17 protein-coding genes and 3 pseudogenes are annotated in these 18,817 nt (G+C 63.2%); 7 read left to right on the forward strand and 13 right to left on the reverse strand.

Annotated features, from left to right (window positions below):
• Positions 1-339: 339 nt before the first annotated feature.
• Positions 340-1,128 (forward strand): SDR family oxidoreductase, encoded by a 789-nt coding sequence (locus tag AAFF27_10290; protein ID XAH25554.1) that lies wholly within the window; start codon positions 340-342, stop codon positions 1,126-1,128.
• A 131-nt stretch (positions 1,129-1,259) separates the two neighbouring features.
• Positions 1,260-1,952 carry a TetR/AcrR family transcriptional regulator gene (locus AAFF27_10295; GenBank protein ID XAH25555.1) on the forward strand — a complete coding sequence of 231 codons (693 nt, stop codon included), beginning with the start codon at positions 1,260-1,262 and terminating at the stop codon, positions 1,950-1,952.
• 9 nt (positions 1,953-1,961) lie between these two features.
• Here AAFF27_10295 and AAFF27_10300 read toward each other — a convergent pair whose 3' ends face one another.
• The 8 genes and pseudogenes from AAFF27_10300 to AAFF27_10335 all read right to left on the reverse strand — a co-directional run bounded on the left by AAFF27_10300 (position 1,962) and on the right by AAFF27_10335 (position 9,873).
• Positions 1,962-3,614, reverse strand: coding sequence for a CocE/NonD family hydrolase (locus AAFF27_10300; GenBank protein XAH25556.1), 1,653 nt, complete (start codon positions 3,612-3,614; stop codon positions 1,962-1,964).
• Positions 3,615-3,617: 3 nt separating this feature from the next.
• Entirely contained in the window at positions 3,618-4,763 is a 1,146-nt protein-coding gene (locus AAFF27_10305; GenBank protein XAH25557.1) for a thiolase, read from the reverse strand.
• Positions 4,760-5,173 carry a Zn-ribbon domain-containing OB-fold protein gene (locus AAFF27_10310; protein XAH25558.1) on the reverse strand — a complete coding sequence of 138 codons (414 nt, stop codon included), beginning with the start codon at positions 5,171-5,173 and terminating at the stop codon, positions 4,760-4,762. Before AAFF27_10310 ends, AAFF27_10305 begins: the two co-directional genes overlap by 4 nt.
• A 13-nt stretch (positions 5,174-5,186) precedes the next feature.
• Complete coding sequence (locus AAFF27_10315; protein ID XAH25559.1) at positions 5,187-5,648, reverse strand: MaoC/PaaZ C-terminal domain-containing protein; 462 nt, start codon at positions 5,646-5,648, stop codon at positions 5,187-5,189.
• A 59-nt stretch (positions 5,649-5,707) separates the two neighbouring features.
• Positions 5,708-6,775, reverse strand: coding sequence for a CaiB/BaiF CoA-transferase family protein (locus AAFF27_10320; protein ID XAH25560.1), 1,068 nt, complete (start codon positions 6,773-6,775; stop codon positions 5,708-5,710).
• Between the two features lie 8 nt (positions 6,776-6,783).
• Complete coding sequence (locus tag AAFF27_10325) at positions 6,784-8,340, reverse strand: class I adenylate-forming enzyme family protein (GenBank protein XAH25561.1); 1,557 nt, start codon at positions 8,338-8,340, stop codon at positions 6,784-6,786.
• Positions 8,341-8,370: 30 nt separating this feature from the next.
• Positions 8,371-9,333 (reverse strand): tripartite tricarboxylate transporter substrate binding protein, encoded by a 963-nt coding sequence (locus tag AAFF27_10330; GenBank protein XAH25562.1) that lies wholly within the window; start codon positions 9,331-9,333, stop codon positions 8,371-8,373.
• A 258-nt stretch (positions 9,334-9,591) separates the two neighbouring features.
• Positions 9,592-9,873, reverse strand: a pseudogene (locus tag AAFF27_10335) (transposase).
• Between the two features lie 53 nt (positions 9,874-9,926).
• On the opposite strand from AAFF27_10335, the pseudogene AAFF27_10340 reads away from it, so the two are divergent.
• Positions 9,927-10,049 (forward strand): annotated as a pseudogene (locus AAFF27_10340) (IS630 family transposase).
• A gap of 133 nt (positions 10,050-10,182) precedes the next feature.
• Here AAFF27_10340 and AAFF27_10345 read toward each other — a convergent pair.
• The 3 genes and pseudogenes from AAFF27_10345 to AAFF27_10355 form a co-directional block, all read right to left on the reverse strand.
• Positions 10,183-10,335, reverse strand: a pseudogene (locus AAFF27_10345) (MFS transporter).
• A gap of 144 nt (positions 10,336-10,479) precedes the next feature.
• Complete coding sequence (locus tag AAFF27_10350) at positions 10,480-11,046, reverse strand: phasin family protein (protein XAH25563.1); 567 nt, start codon at positions 11,044-11,046, stop codon at positions 10,480-10,482.
• Between the two features lie 173 nt (positions 11,047-11,219).
• Positions 11,220-11,435 (reverse strand): hypothetical protein, encoded by a 216-nt coding sequence (locus AAFF27_10355; GenBank protein ID XAH25564.1) that lies wholly within the window; start codon positions 11,433-11,435, stop codon positions 11,220-11,222.
• 111 nt (positions 11,436-11,546) lie between these two features.
• Between AAFF27_10355 and AAFF27_10360 the strand changes: the two genes are divergently transcribed.
• The 4 genes from AAFF27_10360 to AAFF27_10375 are packed head-to-tail and all read left to right on the forward strand — an operon-like array spanning position 11,547 to position 16,513.
• A complete protein-coding gene (locus AAFF27_10360) occupies positions 11,547-12,080 on the forward strand; it encodes a MarR family transcriptional regulator (GenBank protein ID XAH25565.1) in 534 nt (177 codons plus the stop codon).
• A complete protein-coding gene (locus tag AAFF27_10365; GenBank protein ID XAH25566.1) occupies positions 12,077-13,594 on the forward strand; it encodes an efflux transporter outer membrane subunit in 1,518 nt (505 codons plus the stop codon). Before AAFF27_10360 ends, AAFF27_10365 begins: the two co-directional genes overlap by 4 nt.
• A 28-nt stretch (positions 13,595-13,622) precedes the next feature.
• Complete coding sequence (locus AAFF27_10370) at positions 13,623-14,939, forward strand: HlyD family efflux transporter periplasmic adaptor subunit (GenBank protein XAH25567.1); 1,317 nt, start codon at positions 13,623-13,625, stop codon at positions 14,937-14,939.
• 11 nt (positions 14,940-14,950) lie between these two features.
• A complete protein-coding gene (locus AAFF27_10375) occupies positions 14,951-16,513 on the forward strand; it encodes a DHA2 family efflux MFS transporter permease subunit (protein XAH25568.1) in 1,563 nt (520 codons plus the stop codon).
• Here the strand turns inward: AAFF27_10375 and egtD are convergent, their stop codons facing one another.
• Together egtD and egtB are read right to left on the reverse strand one after the other, a co-directional pair.
• On the reverse strand, positions 16,514-17,503 hold the full coding sequence (gene egtD / locus AAFF27_10380) for an L-histidine N(alpha)-methyltransferase (GenBank protein XAH25569.1): 990 nt from the start codon (positions 17,501-17,503) through the stop codon (positions 16,514-16,516).
• Positions 17,500-18,780 carry an ergothioneine biosynthesis protein EgtB gene (gene egtB / locus AAFF27_10385; protein ID XAH25570.1) on the reverse strand — a complete coding sequence of 427 codons (1,281 nt, stop codon included), beginning with the start codon at positions 18,778-18,780 and terminating at the stop codon, positions 17,500-17,502. The genes egtD and egtB overlap by 4 nt, the downstream gene beginning before the upstream one ends.
• Positions 18,781-18,817 lie beyond the last annotated feature (37 nt).

Below are 18,817 nucleotides of genomic sequence, written 5' to 3' on the forward strand. Positions count from 1 at the left end.
GTGATGTGCCGTGTGACGCCCAAGGCTTCGCCGAGCACTGGAGCGGCGGCTCCGGGCGACGAATCAGCCGGGAAGCGCGGAGGAACGACGCCGACGCTGATATCGGCGCGCGTGTTGCTGCTCTCGAAAACCCTCGAGCTTACAAGCGGCGCGGGCGGATCGTCTTTAGAAGTGCTCGGGCCGCACGTCGGCAGGTTTCTACGCCTGCGTGAGTCTAGCTAGTATGCAAATAGATCTATTTACTTGGTAGATTGTTCGATCCACAATGTCAAGTTACGGCGCGTGACCGCATGCAGTGCCTAACGCGGCAATTCATTGGATCAAGCGAAGAGGCAATGCATGGAACTGGGAATCCGAGGAAAAAAGGCGATCGTGGCCGGCGGCAGCGTCGGGATGGGCAAAGAAAGTGCGTTGGCGCTGGCCGCGGCCGGCGTCGAGCTCTATCTATCGGCGCGTGGCGAGGCGCGCCTCCATGCGGCAGCCGCAGAGATATCGAAGGAGACAGGTGCACGGGTCGTCCCTGTCGTTGCCGATCATGGCAGCGCTGCCGGCCGCGCCAGCTTGCTCTCCGCTTGCCCGGAGCCCGATATCTTGGTGATCACCTGTTCGCCACCGCGCTTCCTCTCGAGCTACCTCGAACCCGAGCCCGAGGAATGGATTGACGCGCTCTCGACCACGCTCCTTGGCCCGGTCGAACTCATGCGTGCAACCGTCGGCGGCATGGCGAGCCGGGGCTTTGGGCGTGTCGTGAACATTGGGACGATCGCAGCCAAGCGGCCCCACGAGAGTCGACTGCTCTCCGGCCCACCGCGCGCCGCGTTGTGCAACTACTCGTCGGCCATCGCCAGTGGCTTGGCCAAGAGCAACGTCGCCATCAACAACATCCTTCCCGGCATGTTCCATACCGCTGCCATGCAGGACCGTTTCGAAGGCCTGGCCAAGCAGAACGGCAGTACTCACAAACAGGAAATCGACCGCTGGATTGCGCAGGTGGGCATACCCGCCCAGAAGCTCGGCGACGCACGCGACGTGGGTGCGCTGTGCGCATTCCTGTGCAGCCAGTACGCAAGCTTCATCGTTGGTCAAAGCATCGTGGTCGATGGCGGACAGATGGCGTCAACTTTCTAGCCCCGCTGCACCGCCGGAGAGCTTGCAAACGATCCCTCGAGACGTAACGCGGTAGGGTGGCAATCTTCTACTTTCTCGCAACGAGATCGATCTATCTAGAAATTCGATTCGCCAATCTACAATGGCTACCAATGAAACGGAATTCTGACGCTCCTCTTCTTGCCAAACCGAAGTTCGCGCCGCGCCGATCGGCGCCTGCTGCGGCGCCGATGCCTGAAATGCCTGCTGAGCGGCTGCTCGAAGCTGCAGTGGCGCTTTTCGCGCAGCATGGCTTCGATGCGGTCAGTACGGGAGCCGTGGCAACTGCCGCCGGCCTCACTCAATCAATGGTGCACTACCACTTCGGCACGAAGGAAAAGCTCTGGATGGCGGCAGTGGAGCACCTCATGCATGCGCGAGGGAACATGTTCTCCTTGAACATGGAAGATCTGCGCGACGTGGATGATCTTTCTCGTCTCAAAGTGATGCTGCGGCGTTTCATCTCTGCCAATGCAGCGGAGCCTGACCTGACGCGTATCCTCATTCATGAGGGCATGAACGATTCGCCCCGCCTGAAGTGGCTTGCAAAGCGCTTCATGGTCCGCGGTTACGCGACCTTCAATGCTGCGATCGAATCGGCAGTCGCGGCAGGGGTGGTGCGCAAGCTGCCGGTGCGAGATGTGACGAACATTATTGTCGGTGCCTGCGTCCTCACGTTCACGCTGAGTCGGTTGCTCAATGAGGTGTATGGGCAAATGCCCACCGATCCCGAAGCCGTTTCCTCGCTCAGTGACACCTTGCTTGAAGTGCTGTTCAAGGGCCTGGAAGCGAAGTCCAGGTCCTGAGTCTGGCTGCTACCTGGTCGGGATCACTGGCGCGAGTAGGTGCGAGTCGTAGGGGCCGCCCGTATGGATCACATGCATGCCGCGATTGACAGTGCGGACCGCGTCATGCTCCCAAGCTTCCTGCGCGTGCAGGTCGCTGCCGATCACCGTGACGCGCAAACGCTCGCCCGGTTCGAACAACATGCTCGCAGCCCAGAGTTCGATCTCCACAGGCAAGACTTCACCGGCCGCAAGCTTGATTTCTCGGCGGTGCAGCAACACTGGCTGCGAGGGCGTGGAGCGCTGTTGGTCCAGTTCCCGATGGGACACGCGGAGCCAGCCGTAGGCGACCGGGCCAAGGTCATAGGCGCTCTGCGAGGGAAGCGGAACCCTGTTTCCGCTGCGGTCGATCTTGTCGAGCACCACGTACAAGTCCATGTCGTCGCCGCCTTCGGCTTCGACCCAGAGCTTGAGCTTTGCATGACCGGTCAGCTCCGTCTTCTGGGTGAACGTCATTTCGAAGGCGGCGTGCTGGCTCTTGTCCTTTGGGTTGTCGACGCAGTAGGTGGCTTTTGCGGCCTCCTTGAATGGCTCTGTGCTGAGTTTTCCCCCTGGCGCGCCGAGGAATAGTGGCGTGTGGACCGTGCGCGCCAGGGGCCACTCGTTCTCTGCTCGAAAGTTGCCGACGTGCGAACGTTCCCTGATCTCCAGGTTGACCTTGGGCCAATACTTGACCTCGTTGTCGATGCCCTTGAGGAACCGGTCATAGAACTGCCGCTGCATCTCCACGTGGGCGTAGTAGTCCACCCACTTCTTGCGGCCGTGCACCCGCAGCCACTTTTCTCTCGATGAGATCTTCTTGTAGCCCTCGAACGTTCCGCGCGTATGGAGGCCGTGGTCGGACCAGCTCGCAACGACGAATGCAGGCACAGTGATCTTCTCGAGGTCAGCGTTCTTGCTTGCCCAGTAATCATCAAACAGCGGATGTTCCTTGCACATCGCGAGCAGGTCTTCCGCACGCCTTGTGGGCCTGCACATGGTTCCCGGAAACATCGCCGTGAAATTGCTGCGGATACCCCCATGGAAGCACAGCTCGCGATAGAAGTCGCTTGCACCTTCCCATGGATTGATCGCGGCCAGGTGCGGGGGGTTCATGGAGGCGATCTTCCACTGGGTCCAGCCCAGGTAGGAGACGCCGTTCATCCCCACCTTGCCGCTGCTCCAGGCTTGCGTGCCGGCCCATTCGACAACGTCGTAGCCGTCCAGCGCCTCCTGCGGGCTCATGAAGGTCAGGTCCCCTTCGGAGCCCCACGCGCCGCGCGGGTCGACCTTCACGATGACGTAACCGTGCGGGCACCAGTGCGCAGGGTCGGGTCCTTCAAACATGCCGTATTCGGAGTGCAGTGCTTTTGACTGCCCGCAGCCCGGAAGCATCGCGTAGTAGTCTTCCGCGGCGGCATGCTTGCCATAGGGCGCCCAGGCCAGGACGACGGGGTAGTGGCCCTCTTTCAAGGGGCGAAAGATGTCGACGTAGATCTTCACGCCGTCGCGCATCGTGACCGGCACGTCGTACTCGCAGATCATGCCGAGCTTCTCGTCGGTCCTCGTGCCGGGCCGGTGGCCCGGGTAGCCGCCGCCGACGGGAAATTTGCCTCGGGTGAAACGCATCTCGAAAGTAGACATCGTTCAGGTTCTCTCGTTGGAGAAGATGATTGTCGAGCTCGCTGCGAACATGCCGCCAACGCCATGAGTCACCGAAATCTTCGCGCCTTGAATCTGCGCAGGCGCGACCCCGCGCATTTGGCGGATGCTTTCCTGCAGCGCATACATGCCATACATGCCCGAATGCATGTAGCTGAGCCCGCCGCCGTTCGTATTCATCGGTAGCTTGCCGCCTGGGCGCGTATGGCCTTCACGAATGAACTCCGCCGCCTCGCCGGGCTGGCAAAACCCAAGGTCTTCCAGGCCATACAGCGGCAGGTGCGCGAACGCGTCGTAGATCATCAGGTGATCCACGTCTTTGTGGGTGATACCGGCCTGTGCGAAAGCGTTGCTTCCCGACACGCGAAAAGCTCTGGAGGAGCTGAAGTCCTCCATCTGACTGATCATGTTGCCCTCGACGCTTTCGCCGGTGCCGATCACGTAGACCGGTCGGTCGTGAAGGTCGGCTGCTCGCTCGGCGGAAGACAGCACGATGGCACCGCCTCCGTCAGTGACCAGGCAGCACATCAGCATCCGGAACGGATACGCGATCATCTTCGAGCCCATCACGTCGTCGACGCTGATCGGCGCCTTCTGACTGGCCCGCGGGTTGAGCGCCGCCCATTCTCGCTGGACGACGGCGACGCGGGCCAAATCTTCCTGTTCGTAGCCACGGTCTTTCAGGTAACGCAGCACCGGGATTGTGAACATCGTTGGCGGGCCGTAGGTGCCGAACGGCGTTTCGAATTGCTGCGGCAGGCTGCCGGCCACCGGGTGGGGAAACCCGGCTGCGGCAATGCGAGAGCGTCCGCTCTCGCCGTGTGTGATGAGGACGTGGCGGCACAGCCCCGACTCGATGGCTGCCATCGCATGACGCACGTGCATCATGAAGGAGCACCCGCCCACCCCGGTCGCGTCGATCCAGGTGGGGGTAATGCCCAGGTAGAGCGCGAGCGACTCTGGGGTTTCACCCGTAGTCGCGATCCCGTCGATGTCCGCCGGCTTAAGCCCCGCGTCCGCCAGCGCATTGAACGCGGCGTCGGCATGCAGTTGCAGCTGCGACATGTGCGGAAGCTTCCCCATCTCGGTCGTTTCGGCGGCGCCGACGACCGCTGCACGAGCGCGGTTCATTGCACATTCCCAGATAGTCTGAAAGCTGGCAGCGAAATCTTGTCGTCTAAGGCATGGAACGTGACCTCTACGGGATGATCCAGCGGCAACAGTTCGGGATCACAAGGGGTTCCCACAATGTTCGTCATCATCTGCGGTCCTTCTTCCAGCTTTACCACTGCAATGGTGTAGGGAGGCTGGAAGCCGGGCGCTGGCAAATGGGAAATGATGTAGCTATGCAGCGTGCCTCGCCCGCTGGCCCGAATCACGTCGACGTGCCTGGACGTGCACGCAGGACAAAAGGGCCTGGGAGGGAAGTAGGTCTTGCCGCAATCGCAGCAGGCTTGAAGCCGAAGTTCACCGACGCGCGTGCCTTCCCAAAAGTGGGCGGTCTCGGGCGTGGGTACAGGCAGTGGGCGGTCGGCAGTCATCGTGGCTAGCCTTTCAGGCGGGCTCGCCGGCCATCAGCAGTGCCTGGTCGTATGTCAGGACGGTTTCGCCGCGCTGGTTCTTTGTGGTGATGGTCATTGCCACGATACCGCGGCCCGGCTTGTTCGACTCGCGCGTGCTGGTGACCGTGGCAGTCGTGAGCACGGTGTCGCCAAAGCGTACGGGACTGGAGAAGCGCACGTTGTCCATCCCGAGGAAGCCGATGGTCGTTCCTTCGAACATTCCGGTCTGATTCATCTGGCCGGACGTGACGGCAAGCGTCAGGAGGCCGTGGCCAATGCGGACCCCGAACATCCCCTTCTCTGCATACACCTGGTTCACGTGAACGGGATTGAAATCACCCGAGAGGCCGGCGAAGAGGTTCACATCACCGCTCTCGATGGTACGGCCGCCCGTCTCGATCACTTCGCCGATCTTGAACTCGTGCCAGTATTTTGCGTTTCGCGATTTGCTCATTTGCAGCTCCTGTTTGATTGAAAGAAAAACACATCACGACCGGTTGCGGCCGCTAAAGATCACCGGTTCACATCCGCAGTCATGGCTTTCGCAATGGGCACTGGATGACGTGCGCCCGCTGACGGATGCGTGATATCCCGAGAGAAGCGCGGCGTCGGACCCGATTGGCAAACGCCGTCGATCTCGACGAATGAGCCCCTCGCGGCGAGGTGCGCATGGCGCGGCGCCTCCAGATAGCTCAGAACGGGCGACACGCAGTGGTCGCCCTGCTCGAGCAGCGCGCTCCACTCGTCGCGGGTGCGCGTTTTGAAGATTCGTGAGAACGTCTCCGCCAGGGCCTTGCGATCCGCCGGCGTATGACGCTTCGGAGCAGAGGGGAGGCCCACCGCGCCGCACAGCTTGGTGTAGAAGGGCTCTTCGAGCGGACCGACCCCAATGAATTTGCCGTCGGCGCACTCGTAGACGCTGTAATCGGGCAGGCCGCCATCGAACAGGTTCGATTCGCGCGCATCTGTCCATTCGCCATCGGCGATCTGCTCGTGGATCGCAGTCATTAGCGAAACGATTCCGTCGCACATTGCGGCATCGACCACCTGGCCTCTTCCGGTGCGGCGCGCCGCCATCAACGCTGCCAGGATGCCGCTGACGAGGAACATCGATCCTCCGGCAAAATCTCCGATCAGGTTTAACGGGAGGACGGGCCGCTCTCGTGGTCCTATCGCTGCGAGCGCACCCGTGACAGCGATGAAGTTGATGTCATGGCCCGCGGTCGCCATGAGCGGGCCGGCCTGTCCCCAGCCCGTCACCCTCCCGTAAACGAGTCGCGGGTTTTCTGCGATCAGAACTTCGGGTCCAAGGCCCAAGCGCTCCATGGTGCCCGGACGAAATCCCTCGATCAGAGCATCGGCGCGGCTGACGAGCTTGCGGACGCACGCGAGATCTTCCGAGCTCTTAAGGTCGGCGGCGTACCGCTTCGCACGACCTCGCTGGGAAATCGCCGTCGGCCGCGCGGTCTGCGCGCCCGGTCGTTCGATGCGGATCACGGTTGCACCCATGTCCGCGAGCAGCATGGCCGCATACGGGCCTGGGCCGAGCCCCGCGAACTCTACGACGGTGAGGTCGCTCAATGGCCCGGTCATTGCGACTCGCTCCGAAGCTGCAGCGCGCGCCGGTCGACCTTGCCGGTCAAGCCGGTGGGCATGGCCGTGAGGAAGTGAAAGGCCTTCGGGACCTTGTAGGCGCTCAACTGCCGCACGTCTTTAAGATGAGCCCTGACTGAATCGGCGGACACATCCGGACGGGTCGTGACGACGTACGCCTCGACCCTCTGCCCGAACTTCGCGTCCTTGCATCCGACAACCACACATGACGACACGCCATCCAGCGACATGATCGCGGCCTCGATTTCTTCCGCGTGAACCTTGATGCCGCCAGTGTTGATGACGTTGTCAGCCCGGCCACTCATCCAAAGATAGCCGCTGTTGTCGAGGCACCCCATGTCACCACTGCGCCACCAGCCGTCTACGAACTTCAGCGCGGTCAGTGCGGGCTCGCGCCAGTAGCCTAGCGCTACCGTGGAGCCGGTGACGACGATTTCGCCCAATTCGCCGGGCGGCAACACGTCGTCGACTGAACCGTCTAGAGCCACGATGCGCACGTCAGCACCAATCGTGGGCAAACCGGTTGAACCGAGCTTCTGGCCCTCGGCCATGTCGTCTGCAGTCACCGTGACTGCGCAGCCGTTGCCCGACTCGCCTGCCATGTAGATCGCCGTCACACGAGGGCAGAAGCGCGCTGTGATGCGCGAGATGTCGTCAGCCGTCGGAAGCTCTCCACCCACGCAGGTCAGACGCACGCAAGTGAAGTCCCGCTCCGGGGTGATGACGTCGAACACCATGCGCCACATCGTGGGCACCATGTTCAAGATCGTGACGCGCTCTCGCTCCGCAAGTTCGACAACACTCGCAGCTTCGAAGCGCCGGACGAGCAATAGCCGCGATCGACCGGCCAAGGCTGGCAGAACGAACATGACCCAACCGGCAAAGGACGGGTTCATGGGGATCAGGATCGTGTCATGCCTGTGGATGCCCTCCAGGAGCGCCTGACCCGCGAGGGCACAGGCCAGCAAGGATGCTTGGCTGTGCATGACACCCTTTGGCTTTCCTGTGCTGCCCGATGAAAGAATGACTGCTGCCACGGCGTCCGGGTCGGGGCGTTCGCGTGCGTAAGCCAGAGGTTGGGCTGCATCGAGGAGCGCTTTCCAGCTTTTCCCGTCGTCGAGTGCCAGCGTCCGGATGGGGAGGCCGGTCTCGTGGACGGCCGCAGCGATGGCCGATGTGAACTCTGCGTCGTGCACGACGAACTTTGCGCCCAGCCATTGCAGCGCTTCGGCAAGTTGAGCGACCGAACTGTTTCTCGTGTGCAGGTTGGCGGCGACGTAGCCGCCAGTGAACGTGCCGTACCAGGCGGCCATGTGCGACACCGAACCCAGGCAGAGAAAGGCGACCACATCACCGGGGACCAGTGATGCCTCGCGCAATGCGGAGGCGAATCGCAGCGACTGATCGAGGGCCTCGTCGCCACTCAAGCTGTCGCCCTGGTCATCGACTAAAAACGACCGCAGTCCAATCCAGCTGCAGTTGCGCACATAGAGGTCCGCAATCGACTCGCATTTTGCAAAACGGGTACTCATAAAGGTCTCCTGGTGAGCGCGTACCCGCTCTTATTCCGGCTTGATGTTGGCACTCTCGACGAGGTCAGCGGTGAGCTTGACATCGGCCGCGATGCGGTCGGCCAATCCTTGCGGAGTGCTCGCGACTGGAGTCAGGCCATGAGCCACCATGTGCTTCTGCGCGAACTCTCGATCTTGAAGTACAGCTCTGACGTCCTGGCTGATTCGTTGGACGATGACTTCGGGGGTGCCCGCAGGCGCATATAAGCCGTACCAGATGCTGGCGAGCGCATAAGGAGCGCCCTGTTCGGCGGTCGTGCTGACATCGGGAAAGAAGCTGTCCCTGGCCTTGCCGGCCATCGCGATGGGCTTCAGCTTACCGGCTTTGAAGTGTTGCCCGACTACACCGTACCCGCCGCTTGCCAACTGCACATCGCCCGCGAGTGCTGCCCCGATCGAGAGGGAAACACCCTTGTACGGAACAGTCAAGATGTCGACTTTCTCACGCTTGTTGATGGCGTGGATCATGAGGTCCGCCTGGCTCCCGCGAGCGAACGAACCGAAGGACACCTTGCCGGGATTTGCTTTGGCGTAGTCGATTAACTCTCGCAGGTTCGAAGCCGGAAACTTCGAATTCGCGACGATGAAGAAGTCAGTCTGCGCGAGTAGCGAAATCGGTGCGAAGCTTTTGTCGGGGTCGTACGGTAGCTTTTTGTAGAGGAATCGGTTGATGACCGTAGTGGTGTCAACGGTTGCTAGCAGCGTGTATCCGTCAGCCGGGGAGCGCGCCACAAACTCGGCACCGATGAGGGAGTCTGCGCCCGGCCGATTTTCGACAATCACGGGCTGCCTCCACGTGTTTGAGAGTTCTACTGCCAACGCACGGTAGAGCTGATCTGAGCCACCGGCTTGGAATGGCACGATCAGGCGTACCGGTTTGGCGGGAAAAGTATCTGCAGATGCGGGAGCCAATAGCCCCAAAGCTGCCGCCAAAGTGAATGCGAGTTTCCACATGTGTCGTCCCCGTTGTTTTGATCGATGCCCGAGCCGCGATGGTAGATTGACCTATCGGTGATGTCAATTGATCAATTGAGAAAATTCGTGGTTTTGGCCCTTCGCAGTTGTATGTCCCGAGGGAGATGCTTGTATGGGCGCCTCTCGGTTTGCAAGAACCCGTGTGTGTGACGATTCAGGAGGCAGGGTTGCAGTCCTATATCCGGCCTGTAGTGCAAGCTGATATGCCTGCTGCCATGGCCATGTCGGGCCGTCTTTGGATCTGATCACGACTGCTCGAGCACCGTGCATCAGCAACGTTCGCAGGTAAGCATCGCCGCGCTTGCTGATGCCCAGCTGCCGTATCCGCCCACCGGTGCCGGTCTGGCGAGGGACCAAGCCGATCCATGCAGCAAACTCCCGAGCGTCTTTGAACGATATCGGCGTGCCCATGCTGGCGACGACCGCCGTTGCCGTAAGAGGGCCAACGCCGGGGATTTCGGCGACAGATTTGCAGGCCGGTATTTCCCGCATCTGCTGCGAGAGCCGACGCTCGACCAAGCCGATGTCGGCCTGCAGTTGCTGGCTGGTCAAGATTGCATCGGCACTAACACACGCTATTCGCCGCCTTGAATGTCCTCAACGGCGCCGTACTCGCCACTTGCAAGCCGCGTCATCGACATCAAGAGTTCCTTGGATTTTTGCGCGAGATCGACAAAGCGGTGCCGACCGAGTTGGTCATCGACACCGAAGCTTGACGGCGGACGTAGAGCAAGTCATCGGCTTCAGTCCGTCGCCGAGCTGCGTCTCAGAGGGGAGGCTGTTAAGTAGATTTCGCCATCAAATAGCCCACCCTCAGCAGGTCGAGCATCAAAGCCGCTGCCCGACTGCGCCCGCGTCGTAGCTGTGCGAAGGGGCCGACGACTTGTGCTTGATCAGCGCAACCGCGACGCCTCCGACGACTGCGGCAATTGCAATGGCAAGGAAGTTCTGCACCAGCGGCAGCTTCATCGAGACCAGCAGGCTGCTGCAGAAGGAAGAAGGCAGCGCCGATGGTAAATGCCGGCATGCGGCGTCTGTGATTCGATTCGATCGCCCCAAAAAAAATGCCAGCCGGCAATACCGACTGGCATGGGGGAGGCGGCCTCTTTTCAGAGGCGGCGCAGCTTAGCGCTTGCGAGCAGCGGCAGTCGCCGTGGCAGAGCTGCTCTTGGCAGCGTTGATTGCAGTGGAAGACACGGCATTGAAGTTGGCTTCAGCTGCGTCGCTGGCCTGCTTCACAGCCTTTTGCACCGATTCGAATGCATTGTTGGCAGCAGCTACTGCGCTCTTGAGCACGGCCACGGCGGTTTCGGAACCTGCGGGGGCGTTGCGGGCGGCGTTGTCCACCAAGCCAGTGAAGGCTTGTTGGGCTTCTGCAACCTTGCCTTCAGCGGCCTTGCCGAATTCGGCGCCGGTGCCCGAGGCGATGTCATACAGGTGACGGCTGTAGGCGGCGGTCTTTTCGGCCAGCGGCTGCAGCAGGCTGGCGTGCAGTGCGACCAGTTCCTGTGCGTCTTTCACGCTCAGAACGGCTTGGGTATGGGTGGCAGCGTCGGACAGTGCAGCGCGCGAGGCGGTGACATTGAGTTCCACCAGCTTCTCGACGCCTTCAAAGGCCTTGGCGGTCAGAGAGAACAGGGTTTCGACATTGGCCTTGTGGGCGGCCAGCAATTGGTCAGCGGTCAGGGGCATCACAAACTCCTCTAAAAAATGGATAGACGTTCGGGCATGTTCCCTGCCCCATGGGTTCTGTCGCATGCATTGCTGCGGTGCAACATGAGCGAAGTATAGAACATCGTGCACCGAAAGCAAGCATTTTGTTGCGGTGCAGCATTTTGCTTTTTCTCGCTCTTGGGCGCGTGGTGTTAGCGCTTGTTGCGGCCCTGCTTTACCCAGCCTGCAACCAGCAGGCCAGCGCCTAGCGCCAGGGCGATCCACCCCACCCAATAGCTGTCCGCCACTGCCGCGCGCAGGGAGGGGGAAGAAAGAAGGTGCGGCGCCAGCAGGACCGCGACCCCAATCAGTGCACAGGCAAGGCCGCGCAGCATCAGCTGCTGAGGGGGCATGGAGGAGAGTTTCATGGCCTGACTGTAATTCAGTGCAACTCTTCGTCGCGGCCCACCTGCTGGGTCAAAGTTTGCTTGTACAAATAGCATCTTGACAAATGATGCCTAGGCAGTTATTGTTCGGGCATGAGTGAAATCAAAACTGCATCCGGCATCCCTGCGGCGGGCGAGGTACCCGCGTTCTGCTACGCACTGCCGACAGAGGAAAGCATCGGCTACCAGATGCGGCGGATCGTGAATTTGGTCGCCGGCGAAATCGAGCGCCAAATGGAGCCCTTGGGGCTGACCGACGCGCAATGGAAGCCCTTGCTGCGCATGTACCTGAACCAGGACTGCACGGTGGCGGCGCTGGCCCGGGGCTGCCATCTGGATGCAGGCGCCATGACCCGTCTGCTGGATCGGCTGGAGGCCAAAGGCCTGTGCCGGCGCTGCCGCTCGGTGGAGGACCGGCGCGTGGTCAATCTCGAGTTGACGGCCGAGGGCCTGGTCGCCGCTGCGCAGATTCCGGCCATCCTGGACAGGGTCCAGGGCGTGGCCGCAGAAGGGTTCAGTGCCGAGGAGTACCAACAGCTCAAGGGTTTTCTGGCACGTCTCCTGACCAATGTCGTGCCGCTGGCATCGAATGCACCAATCGTCTCCGAAGGGAGCTCTGCATCATGAACAACAACACTGTTTTGTCCTCGGTCGCAGCGCCGGCCCGCCATGGCCGTGGCGGTGCCTTGCTGTATCTCGGTACGCTGGTGGTGGCGCTGGGCCTGACCGCCTGCGCCAACATGTCCGGCATTGCGCCGCATGCGCAGATGCGCGACGGTGTGTCGCTGGGCTTGCCTTCTGCCGCAACTGGTACGCCGGATCTGTTTGCTGACGTTGCCGTGCCGGCCGAGTGGTGGCGCGGCTTTGGCGACGCCCAACTCGACGGCCTGGTGGATAAGGCGCTGGTGAATAGCCCCAGCCTGAAGCAGGCCGAGGCCCGCTTGGCGCGTGCGCAGGCCGTGACCGATTCCGCCCGCGCAGCCGAAGGCCCCCGGCTTGACGGCGGCCTGGACGCCACGCGCCAGCATTTCAGCGCCAATGGCATCTATCCCGCGCCCCTGGGTGGCGGCACCTACAACATGGCCACGGCGCGCGCCACGGGCAGCTGGGAACTTGATTTTTTCGGCCGCAACCGCGCCGCGCTGGAGGCCGCGCTGGGGTCGGCCAATGCCGCCAAGGCCGACGAGCAGGCAGCCAGGTTGCTGCTGGCAAGCAATGTGGCGCGTAACTACCTGCAGCTGTCCCGGCTGCAGGCGCAACTGGCGGTGGCTGAACGCACGCTGGAGCAGCGCAAGGAAACCCTGCAACTGGTGCGCGACCGCGTCTCTGCCGGCCTGGACACCCAACTGGAGCAGCGCCAGAGCGAAGGCGGCCTGCCCGAGGCACGCCAGCAGATGGAGTCCCTGCATGAGCAGATCGCGTTGACCCGCAACGCCATCGGCGCGTTGATCGGCCAGCCGCAGGCTGCGCAAAGCCTCATTGCGCCAGCGCTGGACAGCGTGCAAGGCGTGGCCGTGCCGGCCGTGATTCCTGCCGACCTGCTGGGCCGCAGGCCCGATATCGCGGCTGCGCGTTGGCGTGTAGAGGCTGCGCTCAAGGACGTGGACGTGGCCAAGACCGAGTTCTATCCGGACGTGAATCTGACGGCCTTTGTTGGCTTGAATAGCCTGGGTTTTGACGATTTCCTGAAGGGCGGCAGCCGCGAGTGGAGCGTGGGCCCGGCGATCCGCCTGCCGATCTTCGATTCAGGCCGGCTGCGTGCCAATCTGCGCGGCAAGACCGCAGATCTGGACGCGGCAGTGGAGAGCTACAACGCAAGCCTGATTGATGCCGTGCATGACGTGGCCGATCAGGTCGCGTCTTCGCGCTCCATCGGGCTGCAGCAGACCGAGCAACGCCAGGCCCAGACCGCGGCCGAAGGCGCCTATGCCATCGCCGTGCAGCGCTACAAGGCGGGCCTGGGCAATTACCTCAATGTGCTGACGGCTGAAAGCAATGTGCTGGCACAGCGCCGCCAGGCGGTGGACCTGGCCGCACGCCGCCTTGACAACCAGGTGGCCCTGATGCGTGCGCTGGGTGGTGGCTATGTCGCTGGCGACCTGCCGCCCGTGGCCTCCGTGTCCGCTGCTGCCCACCCCTGAATACCCCTCGAAGATTTCGGAGTCGATCATGAACGCACCGCAACAACAAGCTTCCGCCGCTGAGTCGGCGGGCAGCCCTAAACGCCGCAAGGCGCTGACCACGCTCGCCGTCATCGTCGTGCTCGCAGGCGCCGGCTGGGGCGCCTACGAATACCTGGTGGCCAGCCACTACGAGTCCACCGACAACGCCTATGTGCAGGGCAACGTGATCCAGATCACGCCGCAGGTCGCGGGCACGGTCATGGCCATCATGGCCGACGACACCGACTTCGTGAAGGCCGGCCAGCCGCTGGTCCGGCTCGACCCGGCCGATGCCCGTGTGGCGCTGGCGCAGGCCGAGGCCAACCTGGCCCAGAGCGTGCGCCAGGCGCGCACGCTGTATGTCAACAATGGCTCGCTGGCAGCGCAGATCACCGTGCGCCAGACCGACGTCGCCAAGGCGCAGGCCGACATCGCGCGGGCCAATGACGATCTGAACCGCCGTCTGGCGCTTTCGGGCAATGGCGCCGTGTCCAAGGAGGAACTGAACCATGCGCGCACCCAGCTCGACAACGCCAAGAGCGCACTGGCGGCCGCGCAAGCGGGTGTGACCACGGCGCGCGAGCAGCTCGCCAGCAACAAGGCCATGACCGATGGCACCCGGGTGGAAGACCATCCCTCGGTGCTGTCCGCCGCGGCCAAGGTGCGCGAGGCCTATCTGGCGACTCAGCGTTCCGACATGCCGGCACCGGTGGACGGCTACGTTGCCAAACGCACCGTGCAACTGGGCCAGCGTGTGGCCGCGGGCACGCCGATGATGTCGGTGGTGCCGCTGAACCAGGTCTGGGTGGACGCGAACTTCAAGGAAGTGCAGTTGCGCAACATCCGCATTGGCCAGCCGGTGAAGCTGATTGCCGATGTCTACGGCAAGAAGGTCGAATACAAGGGCTCGGTCGAAGGCCTGGGCGTGGGCACCGGCGCGGCCTTTGCGCTGCTGCCGGCGCAGAACGCCACCGGTAACTGGATCAAGGTGGTGCAGCGTGTGCCGGTGCGCATCGCGCTGGACCCGGAGCAGATCCAGAAGAACCCGCTGCGTGTGGGCCTGTCCATGGATGCAGAGATAGATGTCTCGCAGAAGGACGGCAAGATGCTGGCCGACGCCCCACGCTCGGCGGCGGCCGCCTTGTCCCAGACCGAGGTCTATCACCGCCTGGACGAAGGCGCGGCAGCCGAGGTGCAGCGTGTGATCGCAGCAAACCTCGGGGGCGGGGCTGACCGCGCGCTGGCGTCTTCATCGACCAAGGCCACATTGGCCCCGCGCGTGCTGGCCAAGGCGCCGGCGCACGCAGGCAGCAGTGCGGAGTGAGGGCCTAGCCAATGGCTTCCGCCTCAACGCCTGCGGCGCACGCTCCGCTGGAAGGCTCGGCGCGCACTTGGGGCACCATTGCCCTGTCTGCTGCCGTCTTCATGAATGTGCTGGACACGTCGATCGCCAATGTGTCCCTGCCGGCCATCGCCGGCGACCTGGGCGTGAGCCCGACGCAGGGCACCTGGGTCATCACCAGTTTTGCCGTGGCCAATGCGATTGCGGTGCCGCTCACGGGCTGGATGTCGCAGCGCTTCGGACAGGTGCGCCTGTTCATTACCAGCGTGATCCTGTTCGTGCTGAGTTCGTGGTTATGCGGGCTGGCGCCCAACATGGAGACCTTGATCGCCTTTCGCGCGTTGCAGGGCTTCGTGGCCGGGCCGATGATTCCGTTGTCGCAGACGCTGCTGCTGGCCAGCTATCCGAAAGCCCTGGCTGGCACCGCGATGGCGATGTGGGCCATGACCACGCTGGTGGCGCCGGTGATGGGGCCGCTGCTGGGGGGCTGGATCACCGACAACATGACCTGGCCGTGGATCTTCTACATCAACATTCCGGTGGGGATCCTCGCGGCCTCGGTCACCTGGGGCATCTTCCGACACCGTGAAAGCCCGGTGCGCAAGCTGCCCATCGACTCGATAGGACTTGCGCTGCTGGTGATCTGGGTCGGGTCCATGCAGGTGATGCTGGACCTGGGCAAGGAGCACGACTGGTTCCATTCCGCGACAGTGGTGACACTGGCAGTCGTGGCGGTGGTGGGCCTGGCCTTCTTCCTGATCTGGGAGTTCACCGACAAGCATCCGGTGGTGGATCTGTCGCTGTTTGCGCGCCGCAATTTCTGGGCGGGCACGGTGGCCACGTCAGTGGGCTATGGCCTGTTCTTTGGCAACGTGGTGCTGCTGCCGCTGTGGCTGCAACAGTACATGGGCTACACCGCCACGCAAGCGGGCATGGTGACGGCGCCGGTGGGCTTGTTTGCGGTCTTGCTGTCGCCGCTCGTGGGCAAGACCATCGGCAAGGTGGACCCGCGCCGCTACGCGACCTTTTCCTTTCTGGTGTTCGCCTTGGTGCTGTGGATGCGCTCGCACTTCAATACCCAGGCAGACATCATCACCATCCTGATCCCGACGCTGGTCCAGGGCGTGGCGATGGCCTTCTTCTTTGTGCCGCTGGTGACCATCACGCTGTCGGGCCTGCCGCCGGAGCGTATTCCCGCGGCCTCGGGTTTGTCGAACTTCGTGCGGATCACGGCGGGCGCCATCGGGACATCGGTGGTCACTACCGTGTGGGAGAACCGGGCGGCGCTGCACCATGCGCAGTTGTCAGAGTCCATCAACCTGGGCAGCAGCGCGGCCACTACGGCATTGAGTGGCCTGACAGCCGGTGGCTTGAGCCAAGAGCAGGCGCTGGCGCAGATCAACCGCCTGATCGACCAGCAGGCCTTCATGCTGGCGGCCAACGACATCTTCTTTGCGTCGGCGGTGATCTTCTTGTTGCTGCTGCCTTTGATATGGCTGGCACATCCGGCTGCGCCCTCTGCCAACAGCGCGGACGCAGCAGCAGGCGCTCATTGATCAGCCCGCTGGCGCTTGCAGCCAGTGCACGCTGAACAGTCGCCCTGGGTCGGTCCATACCGGCCCGGGGCGAAAGCCCGCGCGAACCGCCATGGCATGCAGGCCATTCACCGTGAACTTGTGCGAGTGTTCGGTGTGCAGCGTCTCGCCTTCATCGAAAGAGAAGGTCTCGCCGCAGATGCCGACCTGCTGCGGTCGCTGGCTGACCAGGTGCATCTCTATGCGCTGGTGGGGTGCGTTGTAGAAGGCGCAGTGGCTGAAGGCGTCAAGGTCGAAGTCGGCGCCTAGCTCGCGGTTGGCGCGTGCCAGCAGGTTCAGGTTGAAGGCTGCCGTTACGCCTTCGGCATCGTTGTAGGCCGCATGCAGTAGCGCCGGGTCTTTCACCAGGTCGGCACCCAGCAACAGGGCGCCGCCGCGTAGCACCTGCGCCGCCAGTCGCAAAAAGCGCTCTGCTTCTTCCGGGGAGAAGTTGCCTATGGTCGAGCCCGGGAAGAAGCCCAGCCGCCGGCCGCTGCCGGCTGCGGGGGCGGGCAGCAGCAGACGCTGCGTGTAGTCGGCCACCAGGGGGCTGACGTTCAGCGTTGGATAGGCGCGGCGCAGTTCGGTGGCCGCGGCCGTCATGTGCTCACCCGATATATCGATGGGCAGGTAACCCGCCGGGCTCTCCATGGCGTCCAGCAGCAGCCGCACCTTGTGCAGCGAGCCGGCGCCAAACTCCACGATCTCCGCGCGCGGGCCTGCCAACTGCGCGATGGCGCCAGCGTGCTGTGCCAGCAGCGCGCATTCGGTGCGGGTCGGGTAGTACTCGGGCAAGGTGCAGATGCGGTCGAACAGGGCAGAGCCCTCGGTGTCGTAGAAGTACTTGGGGGAAATGCTGCGCGGTCGGCATGACAGGCCGACCAGCAGGTCACGCGCGAAGTCGGAGTCTGCGTGGCGCTTGCGCGCCGTGCGGGATCTGTCGGCAGAGATGGCGGGGTGAAGCGGGGTCATGCTGCATCCTTTGCAAGTCGGAGGCCAGAGAACTGCCAGCGTGTGGCAGGCGGGAAGAAGTTGCGGTAGCTCGGGCGGGTGTGGCCCTCGGGCGTGGCGATGCTGCTGCCGCGCAGCACCAACTGGCCGACCATGAACTTGCCGTTGTATTCGGTGGCCACCCCAGGCAACGGGCGAAAGCCAGGGTAGGGGTCGTACGAGGAACGCGTCCATTGCCACACGAATCCGGTGGCTTGTTGCAGGCCTGGGGTGCTGGCGGCAGCCTCCCATTCCTGCTCGGTGGGCAGGCGCGCGCCGGCCCATTCGGCATAGGCTGCGGCTTCGTAGAAGCTCAACTGGCTGACGGGTGCATCGGGGTCCAGCGGGCGCGGGCCGTGCAGGCCGTACACATACCAGGGGGCGACCGGCAGGCCGTGCAGCGCCGCCACGCGCGGGTCGTCTGGCCGAATCCAGTAGAGGGGCGCCTGCCAGCCTTGCGCCTGCACCGTGGCCCAGCCGTCGGACAGCCAGTACTCCGGCCGGCGGTAGCCGCCATCGGCAATGAACTGCGCGTATTCCCCGCAGGTCACCAGGCGGTCTGCGATGGCATAGGGCGCCAGCAGCACCGCGTGCCGTGGCGTTTCGTTGTCGAAGGAAAAATCGTCGTCGCGCGCATCGGGCTGGTGGCCGATGGACAGCACGCCGCCCGGCATGGCCAGCCAGCGCATCGCTTGCGGCGATGCCGCCAGCCGTAGCGCCGGCGCCGATGCGCGGTCATAGGCGGGCAGCAGGGGGTTGCAGGACAGCAGATGCAGCAGGTCGGTCAGGATCAATTCCTGGTGCTGCTGCTCATGGTGCAGGCCAAGCAGCAGCAGGGGGCGTACCCGTTCCCAGGCCGTATCGTCGCAGTGCTGGATCAGCCGCTCCATCGCCGCATCGACGTGGGCCCGGTAGGCCTGCACCTCTGCTGCCGAGGGCCGCGTGAGCAGGCCGCGTTGCGGGCGCGGGTGGCGTGGGCCCAGGGCCTCGTAGTAAGAGTTGAAGAGGTAAAGAAAGCGTGCGTCGAAGGGCCGGTAATCAGCTTGCCCTTGCGGCAGCACCACCGTCTCGAAGAACCAGGTGGTGTGCGCCAGGTGCCACTTGGCCGGGCTGGCGTCCGGCATGGACTGCACGCATTGGTCCTCGGCCGAGAGCGGGGCCACCAGCGCCAGCGTGTGCCCGCGTACCTGCGCATAGCGCTGTTGCCATGTCGCGCGCGGGGATGTCCGCGCGGCCGAAGTGGGTGGGACATCCTGCATCACCGGCGCTCCTGTACGGCATGAAAAAAGCGAGCGG

It is taken from the genome of Xylophilus sp. GW821-FHT01B05, assembly GCA_038961845.1.
Classification (GTDB): Bacteria; Pseudomonadota; Gammaproteobacteria; order Burkholderiales; family Burkholderiaceae_C; genus Xylophilus.

Bases quoted from the DNA above. Each gene is read 5' to 3' on its own strand.
- AAFF27_10315 (XAH25559.1), bottom strand. From the start codon at position 5,648: ATGAGCAAATCGCGAAACGCAAAATACTGGCACGAGTTCAAGATCGGC.
- AAFF27_10370 (XAH25567.1), top strand. From the start codon at position 13,623: ATGAACGCACCGCAACAACAAGCTTCCGCCGCTGAGTCGGCGGGCAGC.
- AAFF27_10305 (XAH25557.1), bottom strand. From the start codon at position 4,763: ATGAACCGCGCTCGTGCAGCGGTCGTCGGCGCCGCCGAAACGACCGAG.
- AAFF27_10350 (XAH25563.1), bottom strand. From the start codon at position 11,046: ATGCCCCTGACCGCTGACCAATTGCTGGCCGCCCACAAGGCCAATGTC.
- AAFF27_10290 (XAH25554.1), top strand. From the start codon at position 340: ATGGAACTGGGAATCCGAGGAAAAAAGGCGATCGTGGCCGGCGGCAGC.
- AAFF27_10295 (XAH25555.1), top strand. From the start codon at position 1,260: ATGAAACGGAATTCTGACGCTCCTCTTCTTGCCAAACCGAAGTTCGCG.
- AAFF27_10365 (XAH25566.1), top strand. From the start codon at position 12,077: ATGAACAACAACACTGTTTTGTCCTCGGTCGCAGCGCCGGCCCGCCAT.
- AAFF27_10325 (XAH25561.1), bottom strand. From the start codon at position 8,340: ATGAGTACCCGTTTTGCAAAATGCGAGTCGATTGCGGACCTCTATGTG.
- AAFF27_10330 (XAH25562.1), bottom strand. From the start codon at position 9,333: ATGTGGAAACTCGCATTCACTTTGGCGGCAGCTTTGGGGCTATTGGCT.
- AAFF27_10355 (XAH25564.1), bottom strand. From the start codon at position 11,435: ATGAAACTCTCCTCCATGCCCCCTCAGCAGCTGATGCTGCGCGGCCTT.
- AAFF27_10360 (XAH25565.1), top strand. From the start codon at position 11,547: ATGAGTGAAATCAAAACTGCATCCGGCATCCCTGCGGCGGGCGAGGTA.
- egtD (XAH25569.1), bottom strand. From the start codon at position 17,503: ATGACCCCGCTTCACCCCGCCATCTCTGCCGACAGATCCCGCACGGCG.
- AAFF27_10310 (XAH25558.1), bottom strand. From the start codon at position 5,173: ATGACTGCCGACCGCCCACTGCCTGTACCCACGCCCGAGACCGCCCAC.
- egtB (XAH25570.1), bottom strand. From the start codon at position 18,780: ATGCAGGATGTCCCACCCACTTCGGCCGCGCGGACATCCCCGCGCGCG.
- AAFF27_10300 (XAH25556.1), bottom strand. From the start codon at position 3,614: ATGTCTACTTTCGAGATGCGTTTCACCCGAGGCAAATTTCCCGTCGGC.
- AAFF27_10375 (XAH25568.1), top strand. From the start codon at position 14,951: ATGGCTTCCGCCTCAACGCCTGCGGCGCACGCTCCGCTGGAAGGCTCG.